General features: G+C 72.3%; 18 protein-coding genes. 14 read left to right on the top strand and 4 right to left on the bottom strand.

The features are described 5' to 3' along the window. Positions 1-134: 134 nt before the first annotated feature. The 12 genes from ABT170_RS16485 (at position 135) to galK (ending at position 17144) form a co-directional block, all read left to right on the top strand. Positions 135-1001 carry a TatD family hydrolase gene (locus tag ABT170_RS16485; RefSeq protein WP_329943792.1) on the top strand — a complete coding sequence of 289 codons (867 nt, stop codon included), beginning with the start codon at positions 135-137 and terminating at the stop codon, positions 999-1001. A 115-nt stretch (positions 1002-1116) separates the two neighbouring features. Beyond that, a complete protein-coding gene (rsmA, locus tag ABT170_RS16490; protein ID WP_351867964.1) occupies positions 1117-2106 on the top strand; it encodes a 16S rRNA (adenine(1518)-N(6)/adenine(1519)-N(6))-dimethyltransferase RsmA in 990 nt (329 codons plus the stop codon). After that, the gene (locus tag ABT170_RS16495) at positions 2103-3023 is read left to right on the top strand and encodes a 4-(cytidine 5'-diphospho)-2-C-methyl-D-erythritol kinase (RefSeq protein WP_351867967.1); all 921 of its coding nucleotides are present in this window, start codon (positions 2103-2105) and stop codon (positions 3021-3023) included. The genes rsmA and ABT170_RS16495 overlap by 4 nt, the downstream gene beginning before the upstream one ends. A 108-nt stretch (positions 3024-3131) precedes the next feature. Next, on the top strand, positions 3132-4454 hold the full coding sequence (locus ABT170_RS16500; RefSeq protein WP_351867968.1) for an acyltransferase family protein: 1323 nt from the start codon (positions 3132-3134) through the stop codon (positions 4452-4454). An 87-nt stretch (positions 4455-4541) separates the two neighbouring features. Beyond that, positions 4542-6362, top strand: coding sequence for an ABC-F family ATP-binding cassette domain-containing protein (locus ABT170_RS16505; RefSeq protein ID WP_329943788.1), 1821 nt, complete (start codon positions 4542-4544; stop codon positions 6360-6362). A gap of 135 nt (positions 6363-6497) precedes the next feature. Then, positions 6498-8240: an outer membrane protein assembly factor BamB family protein gene (locus tag ABT170_RS16510; protein WP_502970527.1), complete on the top strand. Its 1743-nt coding sequence runs from the start codon at positions 6498-6500 to the stop codon at positions 8238-8240. A 280-nt stretch (positions 8241-8520) separates the two neighbouring features. After that, complete coding sequence (locus ABT170_RS16515; protein ID WP_351867972.1) at positions 8521-10455, top strand: outer membrane protein assembly factor BamB family protein; 1935 nt, start codon at positions 8521-8523, stop codon at positions 10453-10455. Positions 10456-10540: 85 nt separating this feature from the next. Continuing rightward, positions 10541-12460 carry an outer membrane protein assembly factor BamB family protein gene (locus tag ABT170_RS16520; RefSeq protein ID WP_351867975.1) on the top strand — a complete coding sequence of 640 codons (1920 nt, stop codon included), beginning with the start codon at positions 10541-10543 and terminating at the stop codon, positions 12458-12460. Between the two features lie 220 nt (positions 12461-12680). Continuing rightward, on the top strand, positions 12681-13385 hold the full coding sequence (locus ABT170_RS16525; RefSeq protein WP_329943784.1) for a helix-turn-helix transcriptional regulator: 705 nt from the start codon (positions 12681-12683) through the stop codon (positions 13383-13385). Between the two features lie 509 nt (positions 13386-13894). Continuing rightward, the gene (galT, locus tag ABT170_RS16530; protein WP_329943783.1) at positions 13895-14938 is read left to right on the top strand and encodes a galactose-1-phosphate uridylyltransferase; all 1044 of its coding nucleotides are present in this window, start codon (positions 13895-13897) and stop codon (positions 14936-14938) included. Then, positions 14935-15915 (top strand): UDP-glucose 4-epimerase GalE, encoded by a 981-nt coding sequence (gene galE / locus ABT170_RS16535; protein WP_329943782.1) that lies wholly within the window; start codon positions 14935-14937, stop codon positions 15913-15915. Before galT ends, galE begins: the two co-directional genes overlap by 4 nt. Beyond that, the gene (gene galK, locus ABT170_RS16540) at positions 15912-17144 is read left to right on the top strand and encodes a galactokinase (protein ID WP_329943781.1); all 1233 of its coding nucleotides are present in this window, start codon (positions 15912-15914) and stop codon (positions 17142-17144) included. The genes galE and galK overlap by 4 nt, the downstream gene beginning before the upstream one ends. On the opposite strand, the gene ABT170_RS16545 is transcribed toward galK, so the two are convergent. Further along, on the bottom strand, positions 17095-17571 hold the full coding sequence (locus ABT170_RS16545) for a GNAT family N-acetyltransferase (RefSeq protein WP_329943780.1): 477 nt from the start codon (positions 17569-17571) through the stop codon (positions 17095-17097). The two genes, galK and ABT170_RS16545, sit on opposite strands and share 50 nt — an antisense overlap. A 242-nt stretch (positions 17572-17813) precedes the next feature. Here ABT170_RS16545 and ABT170_RS16550 point away from each other — a divergent pair, with 242 nt between their 5' ends. Then, a complete protein-coding gene (locus ABT170_RS16550) occupies positions 17814-18599 on the top strand; it encodes a LuxR C-terminal-related transcriptional regulator (RefSeq protein ID WP_329943779.1) in 786 nt (261 codons plus the stop codon). Between the two features lie 87 nt (positions 18600-18686). Here ABT170_RS16550 and ABT170_RS16555 read toward each other — a convergent pair whose 3' ends face one another. Beyond that, positions 18687-19184: a MarR family winged helix-turn-helix transcriptional regulator gene (locus ABT170_RS16555; RefSeq protein WP_266922895.1), complete on the bottom strand. Its 498-nt coding sequence runs from the start codon at positions 19182-19184 to the stop codon at positions 18687-18689. Between the two features lie 87 nt (positions 19185-19271). Here ABT170_RS16555 and ABT170_RS16560 point away from each other — a divergent pair, with 87 nt between their 5' ends. Then, positions 19272-20126: a trans-aconitate 2-methyltransferase gene (locus ABT170_RS16560; protein ID WP_351867982.1), complete on the top strand. Its 855-nt coding sequence runs from the start codon at positions 19272-19274 to the stop codon at positions 20124-20126. A gap of 107 nt (positions 20127-20233) precedes the next feature. Here the strand turns inward: ABT170_RS16560 and ABT170_RS16565 are convergent, their stop codons facing one another. Next, complete coding sequence (locus ABT170_RS16565) at positions 20234-20920, bottom strand: TetR/AcrR family transcriptional regulator (RefSeq protein ID WP_266922897.1); 687 nt, start codon at positions 20918-20920, stop codon at positions 20234-20236. Next, entirely contained in the window at positions 20917-21900 is a 984-nt protein-coding gene (locus tag ABT170_RS16570) for an acyl-CoA desaturase (protein WP_351867985.1), read from the bottom strand. The genes ABT170_RS16565 and ABT170_RS16570 overlap by 4 nt, the downstream gene beginning before the upstream one ends. Positions 21901-22140 lie beyond the last annotated feature (240 nt).

A 22140-nucleotide genomic window follows, 5' to 3' on the forward strand; every position in this document is an offset into this window, starting at 1 on the left:
TCGGGGACCCGGCCGCCCCCACGACCGGGGGCCGGCCGCGCGCCGACGGGGTCCGGCTCCCCGCCGCCGAGCCGTCGGCCCGTGCCCCGTATGCCCGTGCCCCGGTGCGCCCGTGCCCTCGTACGATCGTGGGCATGAGCCGTACCGAAGCCCCGCCGCTGCCCGAACCCCTGCGGGTTCCGGTCGCCGATTCGCACACCCACCTGGACATGCAGGACGGAACGGTCGAGGAGGGCCTGGCCAGGGCCGCCGCGGTCAACGTCACCACCGTCGTCCAGGTGGGCTGCGACGTCGCGGGCTCGCGATGGGCCGCCGAGACCGCCGCCGCGCACCCGGCCGTGCACGCCTCGGTCGCCCTGCACCCCAACGAGGCGCCGCGCATCGTGCACGGCGACCCCGACGGCACCTCGCGCCAGGGCGCCAGGGCACCGGGCGGCAGGGCGGCCCTCGACGAGGCGCTGGCCGAGATCGACGCGCTGGCCGCCCTCGACCACGTACGCGGCGTCGGCGAGACCGGTCTCGACCACTTCCGTACGGGTCCCGAGGGCATGGCCGCCCAGGAGGAGTCCTTCCGGGCCCACATCGAGATCGCCAAGCGCCACGGCAAGGCGCTCGTCATCCACGACCGCGAGGCGCACGCGGATGTGCTGCGCGTCCTCGCCGACGCGGGCGCCCCCGAGCGGACGGTCTTCCACTGCTACTCCGGCGACGCCGAGATGGCCCGGATCTGCGCGGACGCCGGGTACTTCATGTCCTTCGCGGGCAACGTCACCTTCAAGAACGCCCAGCCGCTGCGCGACGCGCTGGCCGTCGCGCCGACCGAGCTGGTCCTGGTCGAGACGGACGCCCCCTTCCTGACCCCCGCCCCGTACCGGGGGCGGCCCAACGCGCCGTATCTCATCCCGGTCACCCTGCGCGCCATGGCGGCGGTGAAGGGCGTCGACGAGGACACGCTGGCGGCGGCGGTCTACGACAACACCGCTCGGGCCTTCGACTTCTGAGGCACGGCACGGGGGCGCCGCGGCGCACTGCGCGGGGCCCCCGCGGAACGCGGCACCGGCGGCCCCGCGGTCGCGACGGCACGGCGGCGCCGCGCCGCGGCCGTAGGCTTACCGGGTGAGCAGCACAGAGCCCGACGCCCTCCTGGGCCCCGCAGACATCCGCGACCTGGCCGCGAAGCTGGGCGTACGCCCCACCAAGCAGCGGGGTCAGAACTTCGTCATCGACGCCAACACGGTCCGCAGGATCGTGCGCACCGCGGAGGTCCGCCCGGACGACGTGGTCGTCGAGGTCGGCCCGGGGCTCGGCTCGCTGACCCTGGCCCTGCTGGAGGCGGCCGACCGGGTCGTCGCCGTGGAGATCGACGACACGCTCGCCGCCGCCCTCCCGGCCACGGTCGCCGCCCGGATGCCGGAGCGCGCCGACCGGTTCGCCCTGGTCCACTCCGACGCGATGCTGGTGACCGAGCTGCCCGGCCCGGCGCCCACCGCGCTCGTCGCCAACCTGCCGTACAACGTGGCGGTGCCGGTCCTGCTCACCATGCTGGAGCGCTTCCCGAGCATCGAGCGGACCCTCGTCATGGTCCAGGCCGAGGTCGCCGACCGGCTGGCCGCCCGGCCGGGCAACAAGGTCTACGGCGTGCCGTCGGTGAAGGCCAACTGGTACGCGGACGTCAAGCGCGCCGGGTCCATCGGCCGCACGGTGTTCTGGCCCGCGCCGAACGTCGACTCGGGGCTCGTCTCGCTGGTCCGGCGCACCGAACCGATCAGGACCACCGCGAGCCGGCAGGAGGTCTTCGCCGTCGTCGACGCGGCCTTCGCCCAGCGCCGCAAGACGCTGCGTGCGGCCCTGTCCGGATGGGCCGGTTCCGCACCCGCCGCCGAGGCCGCGCTGGTCGCCGCCGGGATCTCCCCGCAGGCCCGGGGCGAGGCGCTGACGGTCGAGGAGTTCGCCGCCATCGCGGAGAACAAGCCCGCCGGGAGCAAGCCCGCGGAGAGCAAGCCCTCCGAGAGCAAGCCGGGCGAGGGCAAGCCCGCCGGGAGCAAGCCCGCCGAGAACGGGACCTCCGCGAACGGGACCTCCTCGACCGCCGGGAGCGACGCATGAGCGGCAGCGACCGTACGGCGGCCGGGAGCGTCACGGTCCGCGTCCCCGCCAAGGTCAACGCGCAGCTCGCCGTGGGTGCCGCGCGCCCCGACGGCTTCCACGACCTGGCCAATGTCTTCCTCGCCGTGGGCCTGTACGACGAGGTCACCGCGACCCCCGCCGATGAGCTGACCGTCACCTGCTCGGGCCCGGACGCCTCCCAGGTGCCGCTGGACACCACCAACCTCGCCGCCCGCGCCGCGCTCGCGCTGGCCGAACGGCACGGCATCGCCCCCGGCGTACACCTGCACATCGACAAGGACATCCCCGTCGCGGGCGGCATGGCGGGCGGCAGTGCCGACGGGGCCGCCGCCCTGCTGGCCTGCGACACCCTGTGGGGCACCCGCGCCACCCGCGAGGAACTGCTCGGCATCTGCGCGGAGCTCGGCAGCGACGTCCCCTTCAGCCTGGTCGGCGGGGCGGCCCTCGGCGTCGGGCGCGGTGAACGGCTCACCCCCGTCGAGGTCGGCGGCACCTTCCACTGGGTCTTCGCGGTCGCCGACGGAGGGCTCTCCACGCCGGCGGTGTACGGCGAGTTCGACCGGCTCACCGCCGGTACGGACATCCCCGCCCCCGCCGCGTCCGAGGCGTTGCTGAACGCCCTGCGCTCCGGCGACTCCGGCGCACTCGCGGCGGCCCTGAGCAACGACCTCCAGGCCGCCGCGCTCTCCCTGCGCCCCTCGCTGGCCGACACCCTCGCCGCGGGCACCGGGGCGGGTGCCCTGGCCGCGCTGGTCTCCGGCTCCGGGCCGACCACCGCGTTCCTGGTGGCGGACGAGGAGTCGGCCCGCAAGGTGGCCGACGCCCTGCTCGGTTCCGGTACCTGCCGGAACGCGCGGATCGCGGTGTCGCCCGCGCCCGGGGCCACCGTTCTCTGACACCGGGTCCGGGCCGATCCGCCAGGGACGACGGGACAGCCCGTACTCAGACGGGAACTGAGTACGGGCGCGCTGCCGCCCCCGGGCGATCGGCGCGACCGTACCCGTATGGGATCAAGTGTTCGTGCGGGATCAAGCGTCCGTGACCTGGCCGGGGCGACGCCCGCCACCCGGGACCGCTACATCGACCTGCTGCGCGTCGCCTCGCTCGGCACGGTCGTCCTCGGCCACTGGCTGATGGCGGCCGTCACCTCCGACGGCGTCGGCAATCTGCTGGCCGTCGTCCCCGGCCTCCAGCCGCTGACCTGGGTGCTCCAGATCATGCCGGTGTTCTTCTTCGTCGGCGGCTTCTCGCACGCCCTGTCCTACCGCTCGCTGCTCCGCAAGCGCCCCGGGGGCTCCACGGACTCCGTCTACTCCGCCTTCCTGCGCGCCCGGCTCCAGCGGCTGCTGCGGCCCACCGTGGTCTTCATCCTGGTCTGGGGAGGGGCCGCGCTGGTCGTCCAGCTGCTCGGCGGGGGCGGCGGGCTGACCGGGGTCACGCTGCGGCTGGTGACCCAGCCGCTCTGGTTCATCGGGATCTACCTCGCCATGGTGGCGTTCACCCCGCCGCTGCTGAAGCTGCACGAGCGCTACGGCTGGGGCGCCTTCGCCGCGCTCGCCGGTGCCGCGGTCGCCGTCGACGTCCTGCGGTTCGCCGCCTCGGTCCCGTACGTCTCGTTCCTGAACTTCGCCTTCGTCTGGCTCGCGGTCCATCAGCTCGGGTTCCTGCGCGCCGACGGCCGGATCCGCCGCCCCGCCCTGCTCGCCGGTGCCGGGCTGGCCTCGGCCGCGGCGCTGGTGGCGCTGGGCCCGTACCCCCTGTCGATGGTCGGCATGCCCGGCGAGAAGGTCAGCAACATGGCCCCGCCCACCCTCGCCCTGCTCTGCCACGGACTCTGGCTGGTCGGCGCGGTCGAGCTGCTGCGCGGACCCGGCACCCGCCTCGTCGCCCGCCCCCGGGTCTGGCGCACCGTCGTCGCCGCCAACGGGGTGGCCATGACCGCGTTCCTCTGGCACCTCACCGCGATGCTCGGGGTCTACGGCGCGATGCTCGCCCTCGGTGTCCCCCTGCCCGAACCGGCCACCGGTGCCTGGTGGGCCCAGGTCCCGCTCCGGCTCGCCGCGGCGGCGGCCCTCACCGCCGGGCTCGTCGCCGTCTTCCGCACCTTCGAACGACCGGTCTCCGCCCTGCCGGCCAAGGGCTCCGGCGCCGTCTCGGCGCTCGGCGCGACCCTCTGCCTGCTCGGTGTGCTCGGCCTGTCCATGGTCGGCTTCGGCGGGCTCCTGGAGGGACACACGGCGCTGCTCATCGCGGTACGGGTCAGCGCCCCGGCCGCCGTCGCGATGGCACTCGGCGGCTGGCTCCTGGTGGAACGCGCGGGCCGGTGAGCACGGCCCCGGCCCGGGACGGGGCCGTCGGGGTTCCCGCCGCGCCGTACCCTGGGAACGTCGAACGAACCCCTGGACAGGAGTGAAATGGCCGTCAATCTGGTCAATGTCGAGCAGGTCACCAAGGTGTACGGCACCCGTGCCCTGCTCGACGGCGTATCCCTCGGGGTGTCCGAGGGCGACCGGATCGGTGTCGTCGGCCGCAACGGCGACGGCAAGACGACCCTCATCCGGATGCTCGCCAAACTGGAGGAGGCGGACACCGGCCGCGTCACGCACAACGGCGGCCTGCGGCTCGGGGTCCTCACCCAGCACGACTCCCTCGACCCGTCGGCGACGATCCGCCACGAGGTCATCGGCGATCTCGCCGACCACGAGTGGGCGGGCAGCGCCAAGATCCGTGATGTGCTCACCGGCCTGTTCGGCGGGCTCGCCCTGCCCGGCTTCGAGCACGGCCTGGACACCGTCATCGCCCCGCTCTCCGGTGGTGAGCGCCGCCGTATCGCGCTCGCCAAGCTGCTCATCGGCGAGCCGGACCTGATCGTCCTGGACGAGCCCACCAACCACCTCGACGTCGAGGGGATCTCCTGGCTGGCCGGACATCTGCGGGCCCGCCGCTCCGCGCTCGTCTGCGTCACGCACGACCGGTGGTTCCTCGACCAGGTCTGCACCCGCATGTGGGACGTCCAGCGCGGCACGGTCCACGAGTACGAGGGCGGCTACAGCGACTACGTCTTCGCCCGCGCCGAGCGGGAGCGGATCGCCGCGACCGAGGAGTCCAAGCGGCAGAACCTGATGCGCAAGGAGCTGGCCTGGCTGCGCCGGGGCGCCCCGGCCCGCACGTCGAAGCCGCGCTACCGCATCGAGGCCGCCAACGAGCTGATCGCCGATGTGCCTCCGCCGCGCGACACCAGCGAGCTGATGAAGTTCGCCAACGCCCGCCTCGGCAAGACCGTCTTCGACCTGGAGGACGTGACCGTCCAGGCCGGGCCCAAGACGCTGCTCACCCACCTCACCTGGCAGCTCGGTCCGGGCGACCGGATCGGTCTGGTCGGGGTCAACGGCGCCGGCAAGACCTCGCTGCTGAGGGCGCTGGCCGAGGCCTCCCGCACGCAGGGCGAGGAGCAGCCGGCCGCCGGAAAGATCGTCGTCGGCAAGACCGTGCGGCTGGCCTACCTCTCCCAGGAGGTCAGCGAGCTGCCCCCGAACCTGCGGGTGCTGGAAGCCGTCCAGCAGGTACGCGACCGGGTCGACCTGGGCAAGGGCCGCGAGATGACCGCGGGCCAGCTCTGCGAGCAGTTCGGCTTCTCCAAGGAGAAGCAGTGGACCCCGGTCGGCGACCTCTCCGGTGGTGAGCGGCGCCGGCTCCAGATCCTGCGGCTGCTGATGGACGAGCCCAACGTCCTGTTCCTCGACGAGCCGACCAACGACCTGGACATCGAGACCCTGACCCAGCTGGAGGACCTCCTCGACGGCTGGCCCGGGTCGATGATCGTGATCTCCCACGACCGGTTCTTCATCGAGCGGACCACGGACCGGGTGATGGCGCTGCTCGGCGACCGCACGCTGCGGATGCTGCCGCGCGGGATCGACGAGTACCTGGAGCGCAGGCAGCGGATGGAGGAGACGGCCACCCCGTCCGCCGCCGCGCCCGCGCCGTCCGGCGGGACGTCCGCTCCGGCCCCGGCCGTGTCGCCGCAGGAGGCGCGGGCGGCGAAGAAGGAGCTCCAGAAGGTCGAGCGGCAGCTCGACAAGATGTCGACGCGCGAGACGGCCCTGCACAAGCAGATCGCCGACAACGCCACCGACTTCGAGAAGGTCGCCAAGCTCGACGCCGAGCTGCGCGAACTGGTCACGGAGCGCGATGAGCTGGAGATGCGCTGGCTGGAGCTGGCCGAGGACGCCTGACGGCCATGGTGTGACGGGCTGGTGAAGGCGGGGCCAGTGGTGCGGATGGTGCGGGTGGGGCGGGTGGTAGAAAGAAACCCCGCCCGGGGTTGACGTGAACCCTGCGGTACGGGACCGCACGAGGGGGACGTACCGATGACTCAGCCGCCCGGCCAGCAACCGCCGCAGGGAGGCTTCGGAGCACCGTACGATCCGCCGCCCGGCCTGTACGGTCAGCCTCCCGCGACCCCGCGGCCCCCGTCGGCCCCGCAGCCTCCCACGGCCCAGCAGCCCCCGTCGGCCCACTCGCCGTACGGTCAGCCGCCGCGTCCACCGGTTCCGCAGCAGTCGTACGGTCAGCCGCAGTCCCCGGCGTACCCGCAGCCCCCGGCGTACCCGCAGCCCCCGACGCCCCCGTCGCAGCCCCCGGGTTCCGGGGCCCCCGGTCCCGGCGGGCGGTCCCGGGGCAGGACCTCGGCCCTCGTCGCCGCGGTGCTCGCCGGAGTCCTGGCCGTCGGCGGCGGCGTCTGGTTCGCCGTGTCGGGCGATGGCGACGGGCCCGGGAAGTCCGTCGTGGGAAAGCCCGACGACGGGAAGGGCGGCGGTACGGAGGAATCGGGCGCGCCGCCCACGACCGGTGTGAGCCCGGCCCCCGCTCCCGGCGAGCTCAACGCGGGGCGCGAGGCCGGTGAGGGCAAGGTCCTCTGGGTCCAGCAGAACGGCGTCGACCTGCCGCGCAACGGCGCCGACGCGCAAGGGCCGTGGATCGTGGGCGACACCGTGGTGAAGGCCATGTACCGCACGGTGTCGGCCTATTCGCTCGTCGACGGCAAGCAGAAGTGGAGCCTGCGCCTGACGACCGGCGTGTGCGCCGCCCCGACCCGCGCCGCCACCGACGGAAAGATCGTCATCGGCGTCAACGACAGCACCGCCGAGGGCGCCTACTGCGACCACCTCCAGATGATCGACCTCACCACCGGCAAGGCCGGCTGGCGCAAGGGCTACGCGCGGCCCGGCGCCTGGGACGGACTCTCCGACGTCACCATGGCGATCAACGGAGACGTCGTGACCGTGGGCCGGACCAGTCGCACGGACGCCTACCGGATCAGCGACGGCAAGGTGCTGTGGGGCAAACTGCCCGGCAACTGCCAGCCGTTCGGCTTCGTCAGCGGCGACATCCCGATCGCCGCCACGAGCTGCCAGACCGAGGCCGACGACCACAAGGAGCAGCAGGTCCAGCGGATCGACCCGGCGACCGGCAGGGTCCGGTGGACGTACAAGGTCAAGAAGGGCTGGCAGGTCGACCAGTTCTACTCCGTCAGCCCGCTCGTGGTCTCCCTGAAGAAGGGGGAGGAGGAGTGGGCCGTCGCGGTGCTCAACGCGGACGGGACCTACCGCTCCCAACTCGTCGGCGGCACCGACGACTACGAGCCCCGCTGCACCAAGGAACAGCGCACCCAGGGCAGGAACCTCGACAACTGTGTGGGGGTCGCGGCCGAGGCGGACACCTTCTACATGGCGACGAAGCCCGAGTTCGTCGACAAGGACATGACGAACGCCGTCGTGGCCTTCGACCTGAGCACCGGCAAGTCGAAGTGGAGGGCCGCCGCGCCCGCCGGACAGACCCTGATGCCGCTGCGGGTCGAGGGCGGCAGGGTGCTCATGTATCTGAGCGCGACCAAGGGCAGGGGCGGCGGCATCATGGCGCTCGCACCGACGGGCGGCGCGCTGCTGCCGGTCCTGCGGCATCCGGCGTCCGCCGCCCAGGTGGAACGCGGCTTCTTCGCCCCGCTGGTGACCTACGCGGACGGGCGCTCGCTGCTCATGCACCCCACCGTCAGCGGGGTCACCGACGAGGAGGAGAAGGCGATGCTGACCATGGTCGCCTTCGGTGACTGACGACGGTTGCCTCCGGTGACTGGCGACGGTCGCCTCCGGTGACTGACGATCAGGTCCGGCCATGGCGTAACGAGGGCATCACAAGGCGGTTCTCCCTTGGGAACAGGGGATGGGCCGACCCCGGCTTCGAACTGATGCGGGTGGTACAAAGAAGCCCCGCTCGACTGTCGTGACACGCGGAAGCCATGCCCGATTCGCTCCTTTCCGGGGGGATTTAAGCCCAACGGAATCGCGGGGGAGACCGAAACGGGCACCGGACCGCACGAAGGGGGACGTGCTGATGACCCAGCCGCCCAGCCAGCAACCGCCGCAGGGAGGCTTCGGGGCTCCGCAGGAGCCGCCGCAGGGAACTCCTCAGCCGCCCCAGGGCCAGCCTCCCCAGGCACAGCCGCCTCTGCCGCCCCAGATACCGCAGACGCCGCCGCCCGTGCAGCCTCCGGCCGGCCCCCCGCAGACGCCACCCGGGGGGCAGCCCGGTTACGGCTACCCGCAGACGCCGCCCGGGGGGCAGCCCGGCTACGGCTATCCGCAGGCGTCGGGTCAGGCGCCCGGCCAGGCCCCGGGTCCGTACGCCGCCCAGCAGCCCGGCCCCTACGCCCAGCAGCCCGGCCCGTACGCCCAGCAGCCGGGACCGTACGCCCAGCAGACCGGCCCCTATGCCCAGCAGCCGGGGCCGTACGGTCAGCAGGCCCAGACCGTTCAGGGCTATCCGACCCAGCAGTACCCCGGTGCGCCCGTGCCCGGCGGGCCGGCCGGTTCCGGGGGCGGCGGCTTCCTCAAGGGCAAGCCCGCGGTCGTCGCGGCGGCGGCGCTCGCCGTCGTCCTGGCCGTCGGCGCCGGAGTCTGGTTCACCGTGAGCGGCGACGACGACAAGAAGCCCGTGGCCGGGAAGAGCACCGGCCCCAAGCCGCCGAGCGGGTCGCCCACGGTCGACGAGGGCGACGGCAACGGCGACGGCCGCGCGGTGGACGACGACCTGAACGCCGGGCGCAAGAAGGGTGAGGCGAAGGTTCTCTGGCTCCAGCAGAACGGCGTCGACCTGCCGCGCAACGGCGCCGATGTGTACGGGCCCTGGATCGTCGGCGACACGGTGGTCAAGGCCATGTACCGCTCCGTCTCCGCCTACTCGGCCGCCGACGGCAAGCAGAAGTGGACCCTTCCGCTTCCCGCCGATGTGTGTGCGACGCCCCACACTCCGACCGCCGACGGCAAGATGGTCATCGGCGTGAAGAACGGCACCACCGACAAGGCCGACTGCTCCGACCTCCAGATGATCGACCTGAACACCGGCAAGGCCGGCTGGAAGAAGTCGATCACGAAGAACAGCACCTGGGACCTGATGTCCGACATCGGTCTGGCGATCAGCGGCGACACCGTCACCGTCGGACGGACCGGCAACTCGAACGCGTACCGCGTCAGCGACGGCAAGGAACTGTTCGGCAAGCCCTCGGGCAACTGCCAGCCCTTCGCGTTCGCGGGCGGCCCCAAACTGATCGCCGCGGCCAGCTGCCGTACCGGCGACATCGAGAACCCGCAGCACCAGGTGCAGGAGCTCGACCCCACCACCGGCAAGGCCAAGTGGACGTACCAGCCGCCGCGCGGCTGGGAGGTCAAGAAGGTCTACTCGGTGAGCCCGCTGATCGTCTCGCTCACCCACGAGAAGAAGAAGCAGTGGTCCATCGTGGCGCTCAAGGAGAACGGCACGCTCCGATCCCAGCTGGTGAGCGACAAGGGCGACAAGCTCTCCACCAACTGCGGCCATGACTTCAGCATCTTCGGCGAGAAGCTCGAAGGGTGCAGCGGCGTCGCCGCCGACGCCAACACCTTCTACATCGCGACCGAGGCCGACACCAGCGGCACCGGCCGGACCAACAAGGTCGTCGCCTTCGACCTGAACACCGGCCGGACCAAGTGGAAGGCCGACGCCCCGGCCGAGCGGATCCTCCAGCCCCTGCGCATGGAGGGCGGCAACGTGCTGCTCTACATGGAGGCGAAGTACGACAAGGGCGGGGCCATCGCGACGCTCCCGCCGGCCGGCGGCACCCCCACCGTGGTGCTCCAGCACCCGGATTCGACGACCCGTATCGAGAGCAGCTTCTTCACCTCCAAGATCGCCTACGCGGGCGGCCGTTCCTTCATCATGAGCGGGCGCGTCAGCGCCTCCAACGACGAGGAGGAGAAGGAGCAGAAGACGATGATGGTGTTCGGCAAGTGACGGTTCACGACGGCACCCGACGGAATCCGGCCGGCAGCCACCGGCCCAGACCCCACACACCCCCTTCTTCCGAGGTACGCACGCCATGACCCAGCCGCCCCAGCCGCCCAACGAGCCGTCCCCCGGCGGATTCGGCGCTCCCCAGGACCCGCCGCCCGGTGCGTTCGGCGCCCCGCAGGATCCGCCGCCCGGTGGTTTCGGCGCCCCGCAGGACCCGCCGCCGCCGGATGCCCTCAGCAAGCAGCCGCCGGCCGCACCGGCCGCGCCGCAGACCCCGCCGCCCGGCGGGTACGGCAGCCCGCCCGCCCCGCCCGCCGGGGGGTACGGTGCTCCGGCCGCCCCGCCCGCGGGCGGCTACGTCCCGCCGCCCGCGCCGCAGCCCAACGGCTACGGCTATGGCTACCCGCAGGCCCCGCAGGGCGGCTACGGCTACCCGCAGGCTCCGACGGCCGGGCAGCCGGGCCTGCCGCAGCAGGGGTACGGCTACCCGACCCAGCCGATGCAGCCGCAGTACCCGGACCCGCAGCAGGGCGGCGGCGGCAAGAAGTTCAGCACCCAGATGCAGATCATCCTCGCCGCGGCCGTCGCCGTGGTGCTGATCATCGGCGGCGGCATCATCTACTCCGCCACCGGTGACGACGACAAGGGCGGCGACATTGAGGCGGCCTCCACCGGCGCCACCGGCGGCGAGAGCAAGGGCGGCGAGGGCGCGGACGGCGGACTCGGCGGCGGGTCCGAGAAGGCACCGGCGAACACCAAGTCCAAGGTCGCCTTCCAGCTCCCGCAGCCGAAGGTCACCGACGTCACCACGGTCTCGGGCTCCTGGCTCACCGACAAGGCGTACGTGAAGACCGGCGTGAACGAGATCGTCGCCTACGACCTGGCCAAGGGCACCAAGCTCTGGGCCGTTCCGCTCACCGGCCAGCTCTGCGCCGCCTCCCGGCACATGAGCAAGGACTTCAAGACGGCGATCGCCTTCGAGCCCGCCAAGCGGACGGCGAAGGACAAGTACCAGGACTGCAGCCAGGTCGGCGCGCTCGACCTGAGCACCGGCAAGCTGCTGTGGAGCAAGTCGGTCACCGCCGCCACCAGCGGTGACAAGCCGATCAGGTTCGACGAGGTGACGCTCAGCGGCACCACGATCGCCGCGGGCGGCACCAGCGGCGGCGCCGCGTTCAACCTCACCACCGGCGCCGAGCTGTGGAAGCCGAAGGCCAGCACGGACGGCTGCTACGACAAGGGGTACGGCGGCGGCGACGCCCTCGCGGTCGTCCGCAAGTGCGGCTCGTACGACGAACCGCAGCTCACCATCCAGGCCCTGAACCCGGCCACCGGTGCCCCGATCTCCTCGTACAAGATGCCGGCCGGCGTCGAGTACGCGAGCATCGTCTCCACCAAGCCGCTGGTCGTCGCGGCCGATGTCGGCGACACCGCCGGTGACGGCAGCGGCATCTCGGACTTCTTCTCCATCGACGCGGCCACCGGCAAGCTGCTCGTGCGGATCTCGGCCGACGCCGACAAGTACGCGGCGCGCTGCGGCTCCACCGAGGTCGAGACGTGCCAGCACGTGGTCGTCGGCAACAACCGGCTCTACGTGCCGACCGAGGAGCACGAGGGCGGCGGCGACTACGGCGACACCAACGAGATCGTCGCCTTCGACCTGACCACCGGCAAGCTCGTCGGCGGCAAGGCGGACGCGGGCGACCGCTACACGCTGACCCCGCTGCGGATGGACGGCTCCAACATCATCGCGTACAAGGAGCCCCCGTACGACAAGGGCGGCCAGATCGTCTCCATCAACGGCTCCAGCTTCAAGGAGACGCTGCTGATGGAGAACCCGAGCGAGGAGGCCGTCCGCGACGCGGAGACCAGCTTCTCCGGGGACTACGCCGAGATCCTGTACTCCCAGGGGCGGCTGTACCTCTCCGAGGTGATGATCAGCAAGCCCCGCGAGAGCTCGGTGGACGACAAGGAGTACCTGGTGGTCAGTTTCTCCACCGGCTGACCCCTCAGCGTTGTTCCACGGCCCTGCCGGTCGATCACCGACCGGCAGGGCCGATCGTTTTCCGCCCGCCAAGTAGCCCTGAATCAAGCAGAATTCGGCAATCCGGGGGGCTTATGGCGGGTAAGGCGCACGTGGCGTCGAACAAGCGTGTAGCTTGCCGGGTCAGGCGGCCGGGGGCACGGAATCCGGTGCACACAGGGGTACTTGGGGGCGTGTTTCGATGGGCGTGCGGCTCATGGTGGTCGACGATCACCGACTGCTCGCCGAGGCACTGGCCTCGGCGCTGAAACTGCGCGGGCACCGGGTCCTCGCGGCGGCCGCGCCGACATCGGGGTCAGCGGAACTGGTGGTCAGCAGGGCGCCGGAGGTCTGCCTCTTCGGCACGGCGTCCCCCGCCGAACCGGGGACCTTCGACCCGATCGTACGGATCGGCCAGGAGCGCCCGCAGGTGGCGGTGGTGGTGCTCGGCCCGGTGCCGAGCCCGCGCGGGATCGCGGCGGCCTTCGCGGCCGGGGCCGCCGGTTACGTACGGCACGACGAGCGGATCGAGGGAGTGGAACGGGCCATGATCAAGGCCCGTGCCGGAGAGACGGCGATCGCTCCGCAGCTGCTCCGGGGCGCCTTCGCCGAGCTGCTCAACCCGGCGGTCCAGCCCGACGACGAGGGCCGGCGGCTGCTCCTGATGCTCACGCCGCGCGAGGCCGAGGTGCTGGTGAGGGTCGCCGAGGGCGAGGACACCCGGCTGATCGCGGCCGGGATGGGCATCGCGCCCAGCACCGCGCGTACGCATGTGCAGCGGGTGCTGATGAAGCTGGGGGTGGGCTCACGGCTGGAGGCCGCGGCCCTCGCGGCCCGTACCGGACTGCTGGACCGCGCGGCCACGGGGGCGGTGCGGGGGCCCGAGGGCCTCGGCCGGGACGAGTGACGCCGGGCCCCCGCGCCGGGATCCGCCGCGACGAAGGCGGGAGCGGTCACCCGGGCGGGCGGTGAGTGCCCGGAGAGAGGCAGCCGAGGCTCGTCCGCGCGCCGGCGCGGGGCGGCGGAACCGATGCCGAGAGCGACGGCGAAACGGATCACCGGGATATCGCGTGGCCGAGCCCGTTCGCGGGGACGGAGCCCTTCGGCCAGTGTCTGCCGGGGAGGCACGCGGCGGGGGTTCTCGCTTCGCCGGGCGCATGTGCACGCGACGGAACCCACGCCGATGCGTTCCGCGAACGAACCATCCGAATGGTGTTCTTTGTTCGATCATGGGCGAGCGTGGCGCTTTGTACGGGCGTGGCGCGATGTACGGCGTGCGCCGATCGGGCGACGCCCTTCGCGCGGCCGGGGTGCGGTTCGCGTGCCGGGGTGCGCGGATGCGGGACGGGCGGCTGGACCATTGACGGAGGTGTTGGTTCGTGATTAGTTATGTGCGGTTATGTTTGGAGGAACCTGGTGAAGAAGACGGTTACGCCCCTCGCCGACGGCCGTGAACTGATCTATTACGACGCCGCGGACGACACCGTCCGCGACGCTGTCGACCGACGTCCCCTGGCCCCGGTCTCGACCTCGTCGCAGATCCGCCACGACCCGCTCCTCGGCGACTCGGTGGCCATCGCCTCGCACCGGCAGGGGCGTACGTACCACCCGCCGGCCGACGAGTGCCCGCTCTGCCCCTCGCGGGACGGGCGGCTCAGCGAGATCCCCGACGACCACTACGACGTCGCCGTCTTCGAGAACCGTTTCCCCTCCCTCGCCGGGGACGCCGGCCGCTGCGAGGTCGTCTGCTTCACCTCCGACCACCACGCGTCCTTCGCCGACCTCACCGAGGACCGTGCCGCCCTGGTCCTCGCCGCCTGGACCGACCGCACCGCCGAACTCGCCGGACTGGACGAGGTCACCCAGGTCTTCTGCTTCGAGAACCGCGGGGCCGAGATCGGTGTCACCCTCGGCCACCCGCACGGCCAGATCTACGGCTACCCCTTCGTCACCCCGCGCACCGAGCTGATGCTGCGCTCGGCCCGCCGGCACCGCGAGGAGACCGGGCGCAACCTCTTCGACGACGTCGTGGCCCGCGAGGAGGCGGACGGCTCACGCGTCGTCCTCAGCGGCGAGCACTGGGTCGCCTTCGTGCCGTACGCCGCGCACTGGCCCTACGAGGTCCACCTCCACCCCCGCCGCCGCGTCCCCGACCTGCGGGAACTGGACGAGGCCGCGCGCACGGAGTTTCCACAGGTCTATCTGGAACTCTTGAAGCGGTTCGACCGGATCTTCGGCCCCGGTGAACCGCCGACCCCGTACATCTCCGCCTGGCACCAGGCGCCGTTCGGGGTGCCGGACCGGGAGGACTTCGGGCTCCATCTGGAGCTTTTCACCATTCGACGTACCTCCGGCAAGCTGAAGTTCCTCGCGGGTTCCGAGTCCGGCATGAGTGTGTTCATCAACGATGTGCCGCCGGAAGCCGCGGCCCAGCGACTGCGAGAGGTAGCGAGCGAATGAGCAACCCCCGGAAGAAGTATCTGGTGACCGGCGGCGCGGGGTACGTCGGCAGCGTGGTCGCCGCGCACCTGCTGGAGGCCGGGCACGAGGTGACCGTCCTCGACGACCTGTCCACCGGGTTCCGGGAGGGCGTCCCCGCCGGGGCCGGGTTCATCGAGGGCCGCGTCCAGGACGCGGCCCGCTGGCTGGACCCCGGCTACGACGGGGTGCTGCACTTCGCCGCGTACTCCCAGGTCGGCGAGTCCGTCGCCGACCCCGCGAAGTACTGGGCGAACAACGTCGGCGGCACCATGGACCTGCTCGCCGCGATGCGCGACGCCGGGGTGCGCACCCTGGTCTTCTCCTCCACCGCGGCCACCTACGGCGAACCGGTCTCCAGCCCGATCACGGAGTCCGACCCGACCGCGCCGACCAGCCCGTACGGTGCCTCCAAGCTCGCCGTCGACCACATGATCACCGGCGAGGCGGTCGCGCACGGCCTGGCCGCCGTCTCGCTGCGCTACTTCAACGTGGCCGGAGCGTACGGCGGTTACGGGGAGCGCCACGCGCCCGAGACGCACCTGATCCCGCTCGTCCTCCAGGTCGCCCTCGGACAGCGCGAGTCGATCTCCGTCTACGGCGAGGACTACCCGACCCCGGACGGCACCTGCGTCCGCGACTACATCCATGTCGCCGACCTCGCCGAGGCCCATCTGCTGGCACTCGACGCGGCCGTCTCCGGCGAGCACCTGATCTGCAACCTCGGCAACGGCAACGGCTTCTCCGTACGCGAGGTCGTCGAGGCCGTCCGCCAGGTCACCGGCCACCCCGTACCCGAGACCGCCGCCCCGCGCCGGGCCGGCGACCCGGCCGTGCTGGTCGCCTCCGCCGACACCGCCAGGAAGCGCCTCGGCTGGCAGCCGTCCCGCTCCGGCCTGGCCGGAATCATCGCCGACGCCTGGACGTTCGCCCGCCGAGAGGAGCCCACCGCCCCATGACCGACGCCACCACCGCTGTCACGGCCGATGCCGCCCGCGCCGCTTCCGGTACGGCGGCCCGGAACGCCGAGTCGGCCGCCTCCTTCACCGCGCTGTACGGGACCGAGCCCGAGGGGATCTGGGCCGCGCCCGGACGGGTGAACCTGATCGGTGAGTACACCGACTTCAACGACGGTTTCGTGATGCCGCTCGCCCTGCCGCACACGGCACGCGCGGCCGTCGCCCGGCGTACCGACGGTGTGCTCCGGCTGCACTCCACCGATATGCCCGGCGGCGTCGTCCAGCTCCGGGTCGACGAGCTGGCCCCGCACGCGGGCCACGGCTGGGCCGCCTACCCGGCCGGAGTCGTCTGGGCGCTGCGCGAGGCGGGCCACCGGGTCACCGGCGCCGACATCCAGCTGACCTCCACGGTCCCCACCGGGGCCGGGCTCTCCTCGTCCGCCGCTCTCGAAGTCGTCACCGCGCTCGCCCTGAACGATCTCTTCGGGCTGGGCCTGACCGCCTCGGAGCTCGCGGTGCTCGGCCAGCGCGCCGAGAACGCGTTCGTCGGCGTGCCCTGCGGGGTCATGGACCAGATGGCCTCGGCCTGCTGCACCGAGGGCAACCTGCTGTACCTGGACACCCGTGACCTCGGCAGCCGCCAGGTCCCCTTCGACCTGGCCGCCCAGGGGCTGACGCTCCTGGTCGTCGACACCCGGGTCAAGCACGCCCTCGGCGACGGCGCCTACGCCGAGCGCCGGGCGGGCTGCGAGGAGGGCGCCCGGATCCTCGGCGTACCGGCGTTGCGGGACCTCCCGTACGACGGTCTCGACGCGGCACTGGAGAGGCTGGCGGCGGCCGGGGCGGACGAGTCCGTCCTGCGCTTCGTACGCCATGTGGTCAGCGACAACCGGCGCGTCGAGCAGGTCATCGCGCTGCTCGACGCGGGGGACGCACCGGCCGTGGGCCCGGTCCTCACCGCGGGCCATGTCTCGCTCCGGGACGACCTGCGGGTCTCCTGCCCGGAGCTGGACCTGGCGGTCTCGGCGGCGAACGGGGCCGGGGCGCTCGGGGCCCGGATGACCGGCGGCGGCTTCGGCGGCTCGGCGATCGTGCTGGTGGACGTGGCGTCCGCGGACGCGGTCACCGACTCCGTTCTGGAGGCGTTCGCCTCGGCCGGCTACGCGGCGCCCGGTGTGTTCACCGCCGTACCGTCGGCGGGTGCCCGCCGTCTCGCCCCAGACGCTTGACCAGAAGGAACTCGGTGACTCCGGGCGGGTAGTCGTCCACCCGCCCGGCCTCCTCGTACCCGTGGCTCCGGTAGAAGCCGGGGGCCTGGAAGTCCCAGGTCTCCACCCGGGAGGCGGTGCAGTCCCGCTCCGTGCGGGCCACCCGTTCGGCCTCGGTGAGCAACAGCGAGCCGAGGCCGAGGCCGCGATGGGTCGCCTCGACCCAGAGCAGTTCCACATGGAGCCAGTACGCCCAGGTCCGCCCGGTCAGGCCGCCGACGATCCCGCCCTGTTCGTCCAGCGCCCATACCTCCAGCGGGACTTCGTGCTCGGCAGGGGTGGTGAGCAGCGCCCGCAGCTCCGGTGAGGCGGCTCTGTTGTCGTCCCGCAGCCGGCCGTTCAGCAGATTGCGTCGTTCTCTGTCCACTTCTGTCTCAAGACGGAACATGCAGCACACCCTAAACACCTTGGGCAACCAGTTCCGCGAATGTGCTTCCCCTGTCGGCCCCCGCCCGTACGCTGATCCCAGCGCCGGTGGGGGCCGGTGCCGATTCAGGGGGCGAGACAGTCGGGTACGACGCCCGGGGCGGGGTGCCAGTCGGCGCACGGCGGCGGCCGTGGGGCCGAGGACCATCCCGATGCTCCGGGTGTCGTACCCGTACCGGCCCGTCCCCGCCGAAGGGGATGTCTGTGGCTCGAATCCGGGTTCTCGTGGTCGACGATCACCGCATCTTCGCCGAGTCGCTCGCCGCGGCCCTCGCGGCCGAGCCGGACGTCGACGGGGCGGCGGCGGGCAGCGGTCCCGCCGCGCTGCGCTGTCTGGAGCGCGCGGCGGCCGAAGGGCACTGCTACGACGTCATGCTGATCGACGCGGAACTGGGCGCCCTGGCCAAGGGCGTCGCCCGTGCCGTCCCGCAGCAGGGGGACGGGCGTCCGGTGGACGGCATCTCGCTGGTGGCCGGGGTCCGTTCGGACCGGCCCGCGGTGCGTACGGTGGTGCTCGCCGAGCGGGACGACCCGCGCCGGGCCGCGCGGGCGCTCCAGGCCGGGGCCTCCGGCTGGGTGGCCAAGGACAGTTCGCTCCAGCGGCTCCTCGCGGTGATACGGGGCGTGCTGCGCGACGAGACACATCTGCCGCCCGCCCTGCTGACGGGCGTCCTGCGGGAGTTGACCGCGGCCCGCAAGCACCGCACCGAGAGCGAACGGCTGGTGGAGTCGCTGACGCCGCGCGAGCGCGAGGTGCTGCGCTGCATGGTGGCGGGGCTGGGCCGCAAGGCGGTGGCCGAGCGGCTCTTCCTGTCCCCGCACACGGTGCGTACGCATATGCAGAACGTGCTGGGCAAGCTGGGCGTGCACTCGACGCTGGCCGCGGTGGCGCTGGCCAGGAGGGCGGGGGTGGGCCCCGCCGAGCTGAACGGTGATGTGGTGGAGCTGGCCGGGCATGCCGCCGGACTGAACGGGCACGTCGCGGGCTGAATGGGTACGCCGCGGGCCGGGCATGCCGTCGGCCTTACGGGCGCGTCCCGGGGCGGGCGGCCGGTTCCGGCCCCCCGAGTCGGTGCGTCAGGTCGGGACGTTGTCGAACGGTGCGGTCAACTGGCGCAGCAGACCGGCCAGTTCGGCCCGCTGGTGGCGGGACAGCTCACCGAGGATGGCGCGCTCCTGGGCGAGCAGACCGGCCAGCGACTGGTCGGCCTTGTCGCGGCCCTCGGCGGTCAGCCGGACGAGCACACCCCGGCGGTCGCTCGGGTCGGGCAGCCGCTCGACGAGGTTCTTCTTGGTCAGCCGGTCGATGCGGTTGGTCATCGTGCCGGAGGTGACCAGGGTCTGGGTCAGCAGCTGGCCGGGCGAGAGCTGATACGGGTCGCCCGCGCGGCGCAGCGACGTCAGCACGTCGAACTCCCACGGCTCCAGATGGTGCTCGGAGAAGGCGATCCGGCGGGCCCGGTCGAGGTGGCGGGCCAGGCGGGAGACGCGGCTGAGCACCTCGAGCGGTTCCACGTCGAGGTCGGGGCGCTCGCGGCGCCATGCAGCGACCAGTCGGTCGACCTCGTCCTCCATGCCGATCAGTGTAGAGGGTCTGTCGACATGAAGTCTCTTGAATTCGAGTGTCTTGACATCAAGATAGTTGGATGCCGATGCTGTTCCATGACCGATTCCGCCTCCTCGCCCGCCGCCGCCACGCCGCCGCCCACCTCCGCACCCCCCGCTTCACCCACCTGGGACCCGGGGCAGTACCTGCGCCACGCGGACCACCGCACCCGCCCGTTCCACGACCTGCTGGCCCGGATCGGGGACCTCCCCGGCCACCCGGCGCCCCGCATCGCCGACCTCGGCTGCGGCGCGGGCAACGTCACCGCGCTGCTGGCCGACCGCTGGCCGGAGGCCCGGATCACCGGCTACGACAACTCCCCGCAGATGCTGGAGGAGGCCGCCGCCCGTACCCGCCCCCTGCTGGACTTCACCCGGGCCGACGCGGCGACGTGGACCCCCGCGGAGACGTACGGGCTGATCGTCTCCAACGCCCTGCTCCAGTGGCTCCCCGGCCACTGGGGCCGCTTCCCGGTCTGGCTCGACGCCCTGGCCCCCGGCGGCACGTTCGCCTTCCAGGTCCCCGGCAACTTCACGGCCCCCAGCCACACGCTGCTCGCCGCACTCCGCGAGTCCGACCGCTGGCGTCCCCTGCTGCACGGCGTGGGCGACCGCACGGCCGCCGTCCTCACCCCCGCCGACTACCTGACCCGGCTCCAGGACCTGGGCTGTGAGGCGGACGTCTGGGAGACCACCTACCTCCAGACCCTGCCCGGGGAGGATCCCGTCCTGGACTGGGTCAAGGGCACCGCCCTCCGCCCGGTCCTCACGGCGCTCGCCGGCGACCCCGGGGCCCGCGACGCCTTCCTCGCCGAATACCGCGACCTGCTCCGCGCCGCGTACCCGCCGGGCCCGCACGGCACGGTCTTCCCGTTCCGCCGCGTCTTCGCCGTCGCCCGCAGGCGGGGCTGACGGCCCGCGGGCCGTCGCGCGGGGCCGGAGCCCGTTCGGGGCGGCCGGCGTGATGCCGGTGAAGAGGGGGAACGGCACGCCGGTCCCGCCTCGGGGGAAGCGTCGGCTCAGTTCTTGCGGTGGCCTATCAGGCGCGGCTTCGACTCCAGGTTCTCCAGGCCGTGCCAGGCCAGGTTCACCAGATGGGCGGCGACCTCCGCCTTCTTCGGCTTGCGGACGTCCAGCCACCACTGGCCGGTCAGCGCCACCATGCCCACCAGGGCCTGCGCGTACAGCGGCGCCAGCTTCGGTTCGAAGCCGCGGGCCTTGAACTCCAGCCCCAGGATGTCCTCGACCTGCGTGGCGATATCACTGATCAGGGACGCGAACGTGCCGGTCGACTGGGCGACGGGGGAGTCACGGACCAGGATCCGGAAGCCGTCGGTGTACGTCTCGATGTAGTCGAGCAGCGCGAACGCCGCCTGCTCCAGCAGTTCGCGGGGATGGCCCGCCGTGAGGGCGCCCGTCACCATGTCCAGCAGCTGACGCATCTCGCGGTCGACCACGACGGCGTACAGGCCCTCCTTGCCGCCGAAGTGCTCGTACACGACCGGCTTCGAGACCCCGGCGCGGGCCGCGATCTCCTCCACCGAGGTGCCTTCGAAACCCTTGTCGGCGAACAGGGTGCGGCCGATGTCCAGCAGTTGTTCGCGCCGTTCCTTGCCGGTCATCCGGACCCGTCGGGTCCGGCGGGTGGGGGAGGGTCTGCTCTTCTCGCCGCTTGTGCTTCCGTCGGTCGCCACGTCGTCAATCATGCCGCGTCTGCCTGTGCGCGCTTGCGCCGGGAGTCGATACGGGCGGCGTCGGGCCAGCGGACGTCGTACGCCCAGCCCAGCTTCTCGAACCAGCGGATCAGCCGGGCGCTCGAATCGACCTGGCCGCGCAGCACTCCGTGCCGGGCGCTCGTCGGGTCCGCGTGGTGCAGGTTGTGCCAGGACTCGCCGCAGGACAGAACCGCCAGCCACCACACGTTCCCGGACCTGTCACGGGACTTGAAGGGACGCTTGCCGACCGCGTGGCAGATCGAGTTGATCGACCAGGTGACGTGGTGCAGCAGCGCCACCCGTACCAGCGAGCCCCAGAAGAACGCGGTCGCCGCACCCCACCAGGACATCGTCACCAGACCGCCGACCAGCGGCGGGATCGCCAGCGAGACGATGGTGAAGCCGAGGAAGTGCCGGGAGATCGCGACCAGGGCCGGGTCCCTGATCAGATCCGGGGCGTACTTCTGCTGCGGCGTCCGCTCCTCGTCGAACATCCAGCCGATGTGGGCCCACCACAGGCCCTTCATCAGGGCGGGCAGGCTCTCGCCGAACCGCCACGGCGAATGCGGGTCGCCCTCCGCGTCGGAGAACCGGTGGTGCTTGCGGTGGTCGGCCACCCAGCGCACCAGCGGGCCCTCCACGGCCAGCGACCCGGCGACGGCGATCGCGATGCGCAGCGGACGCTTCGCCTTGAAGGCGCCGTGCGTGAAGTAGCGGTGGAAACCGATCGTGATCCCGTGGCAGCCGATGTAGTACATCGCCACCAGCAGACCCAGATCGAGCCAGCTGACACCGCGCCCCCAGGCCAGCGGCACCGCCGCGGCCAGGGCCAGGAACGGCACCACGATGAACAGCAGCAGGGCGATCTGCTCGACCGACCGCTTCCTGTCGCCGCCGAGTGTGGCGAGGGGCAGAGCGCGGGTGTCCGCGGCCGGGTGGGGATCGTCGATCACATCGGGGCTGGTCGGCATGCGAGTCCTCTGTGGGGTGAGGAGATATGGGGCGGACGGCCCTGGCTACGGTTCCGTAACCTACGGCCTGGTAAGTATGGCAGTGACGGGGGCCACAACACGAGAGGCCGGTCCAGCACGTCCCCCGGCGATACCCCGCACGCGCACCGGGTAGGGGAACCGTGCCGACGGCATCCGTCTCACCCCTCAGGGCAGCCGAGACGCCGTTCGCGACGACACCTATCCTTGGGAGGGTCGGAC

It is taken from the genome of Streptomyces sp. NPDC001787, from assembly GCF_040297465.1.
Classification (GTDB): domain Bacteria; phylum Actinomycetota; class Actinomycetes; order Streptomycetales; family Streptomycetaceae; genus Streptomyces.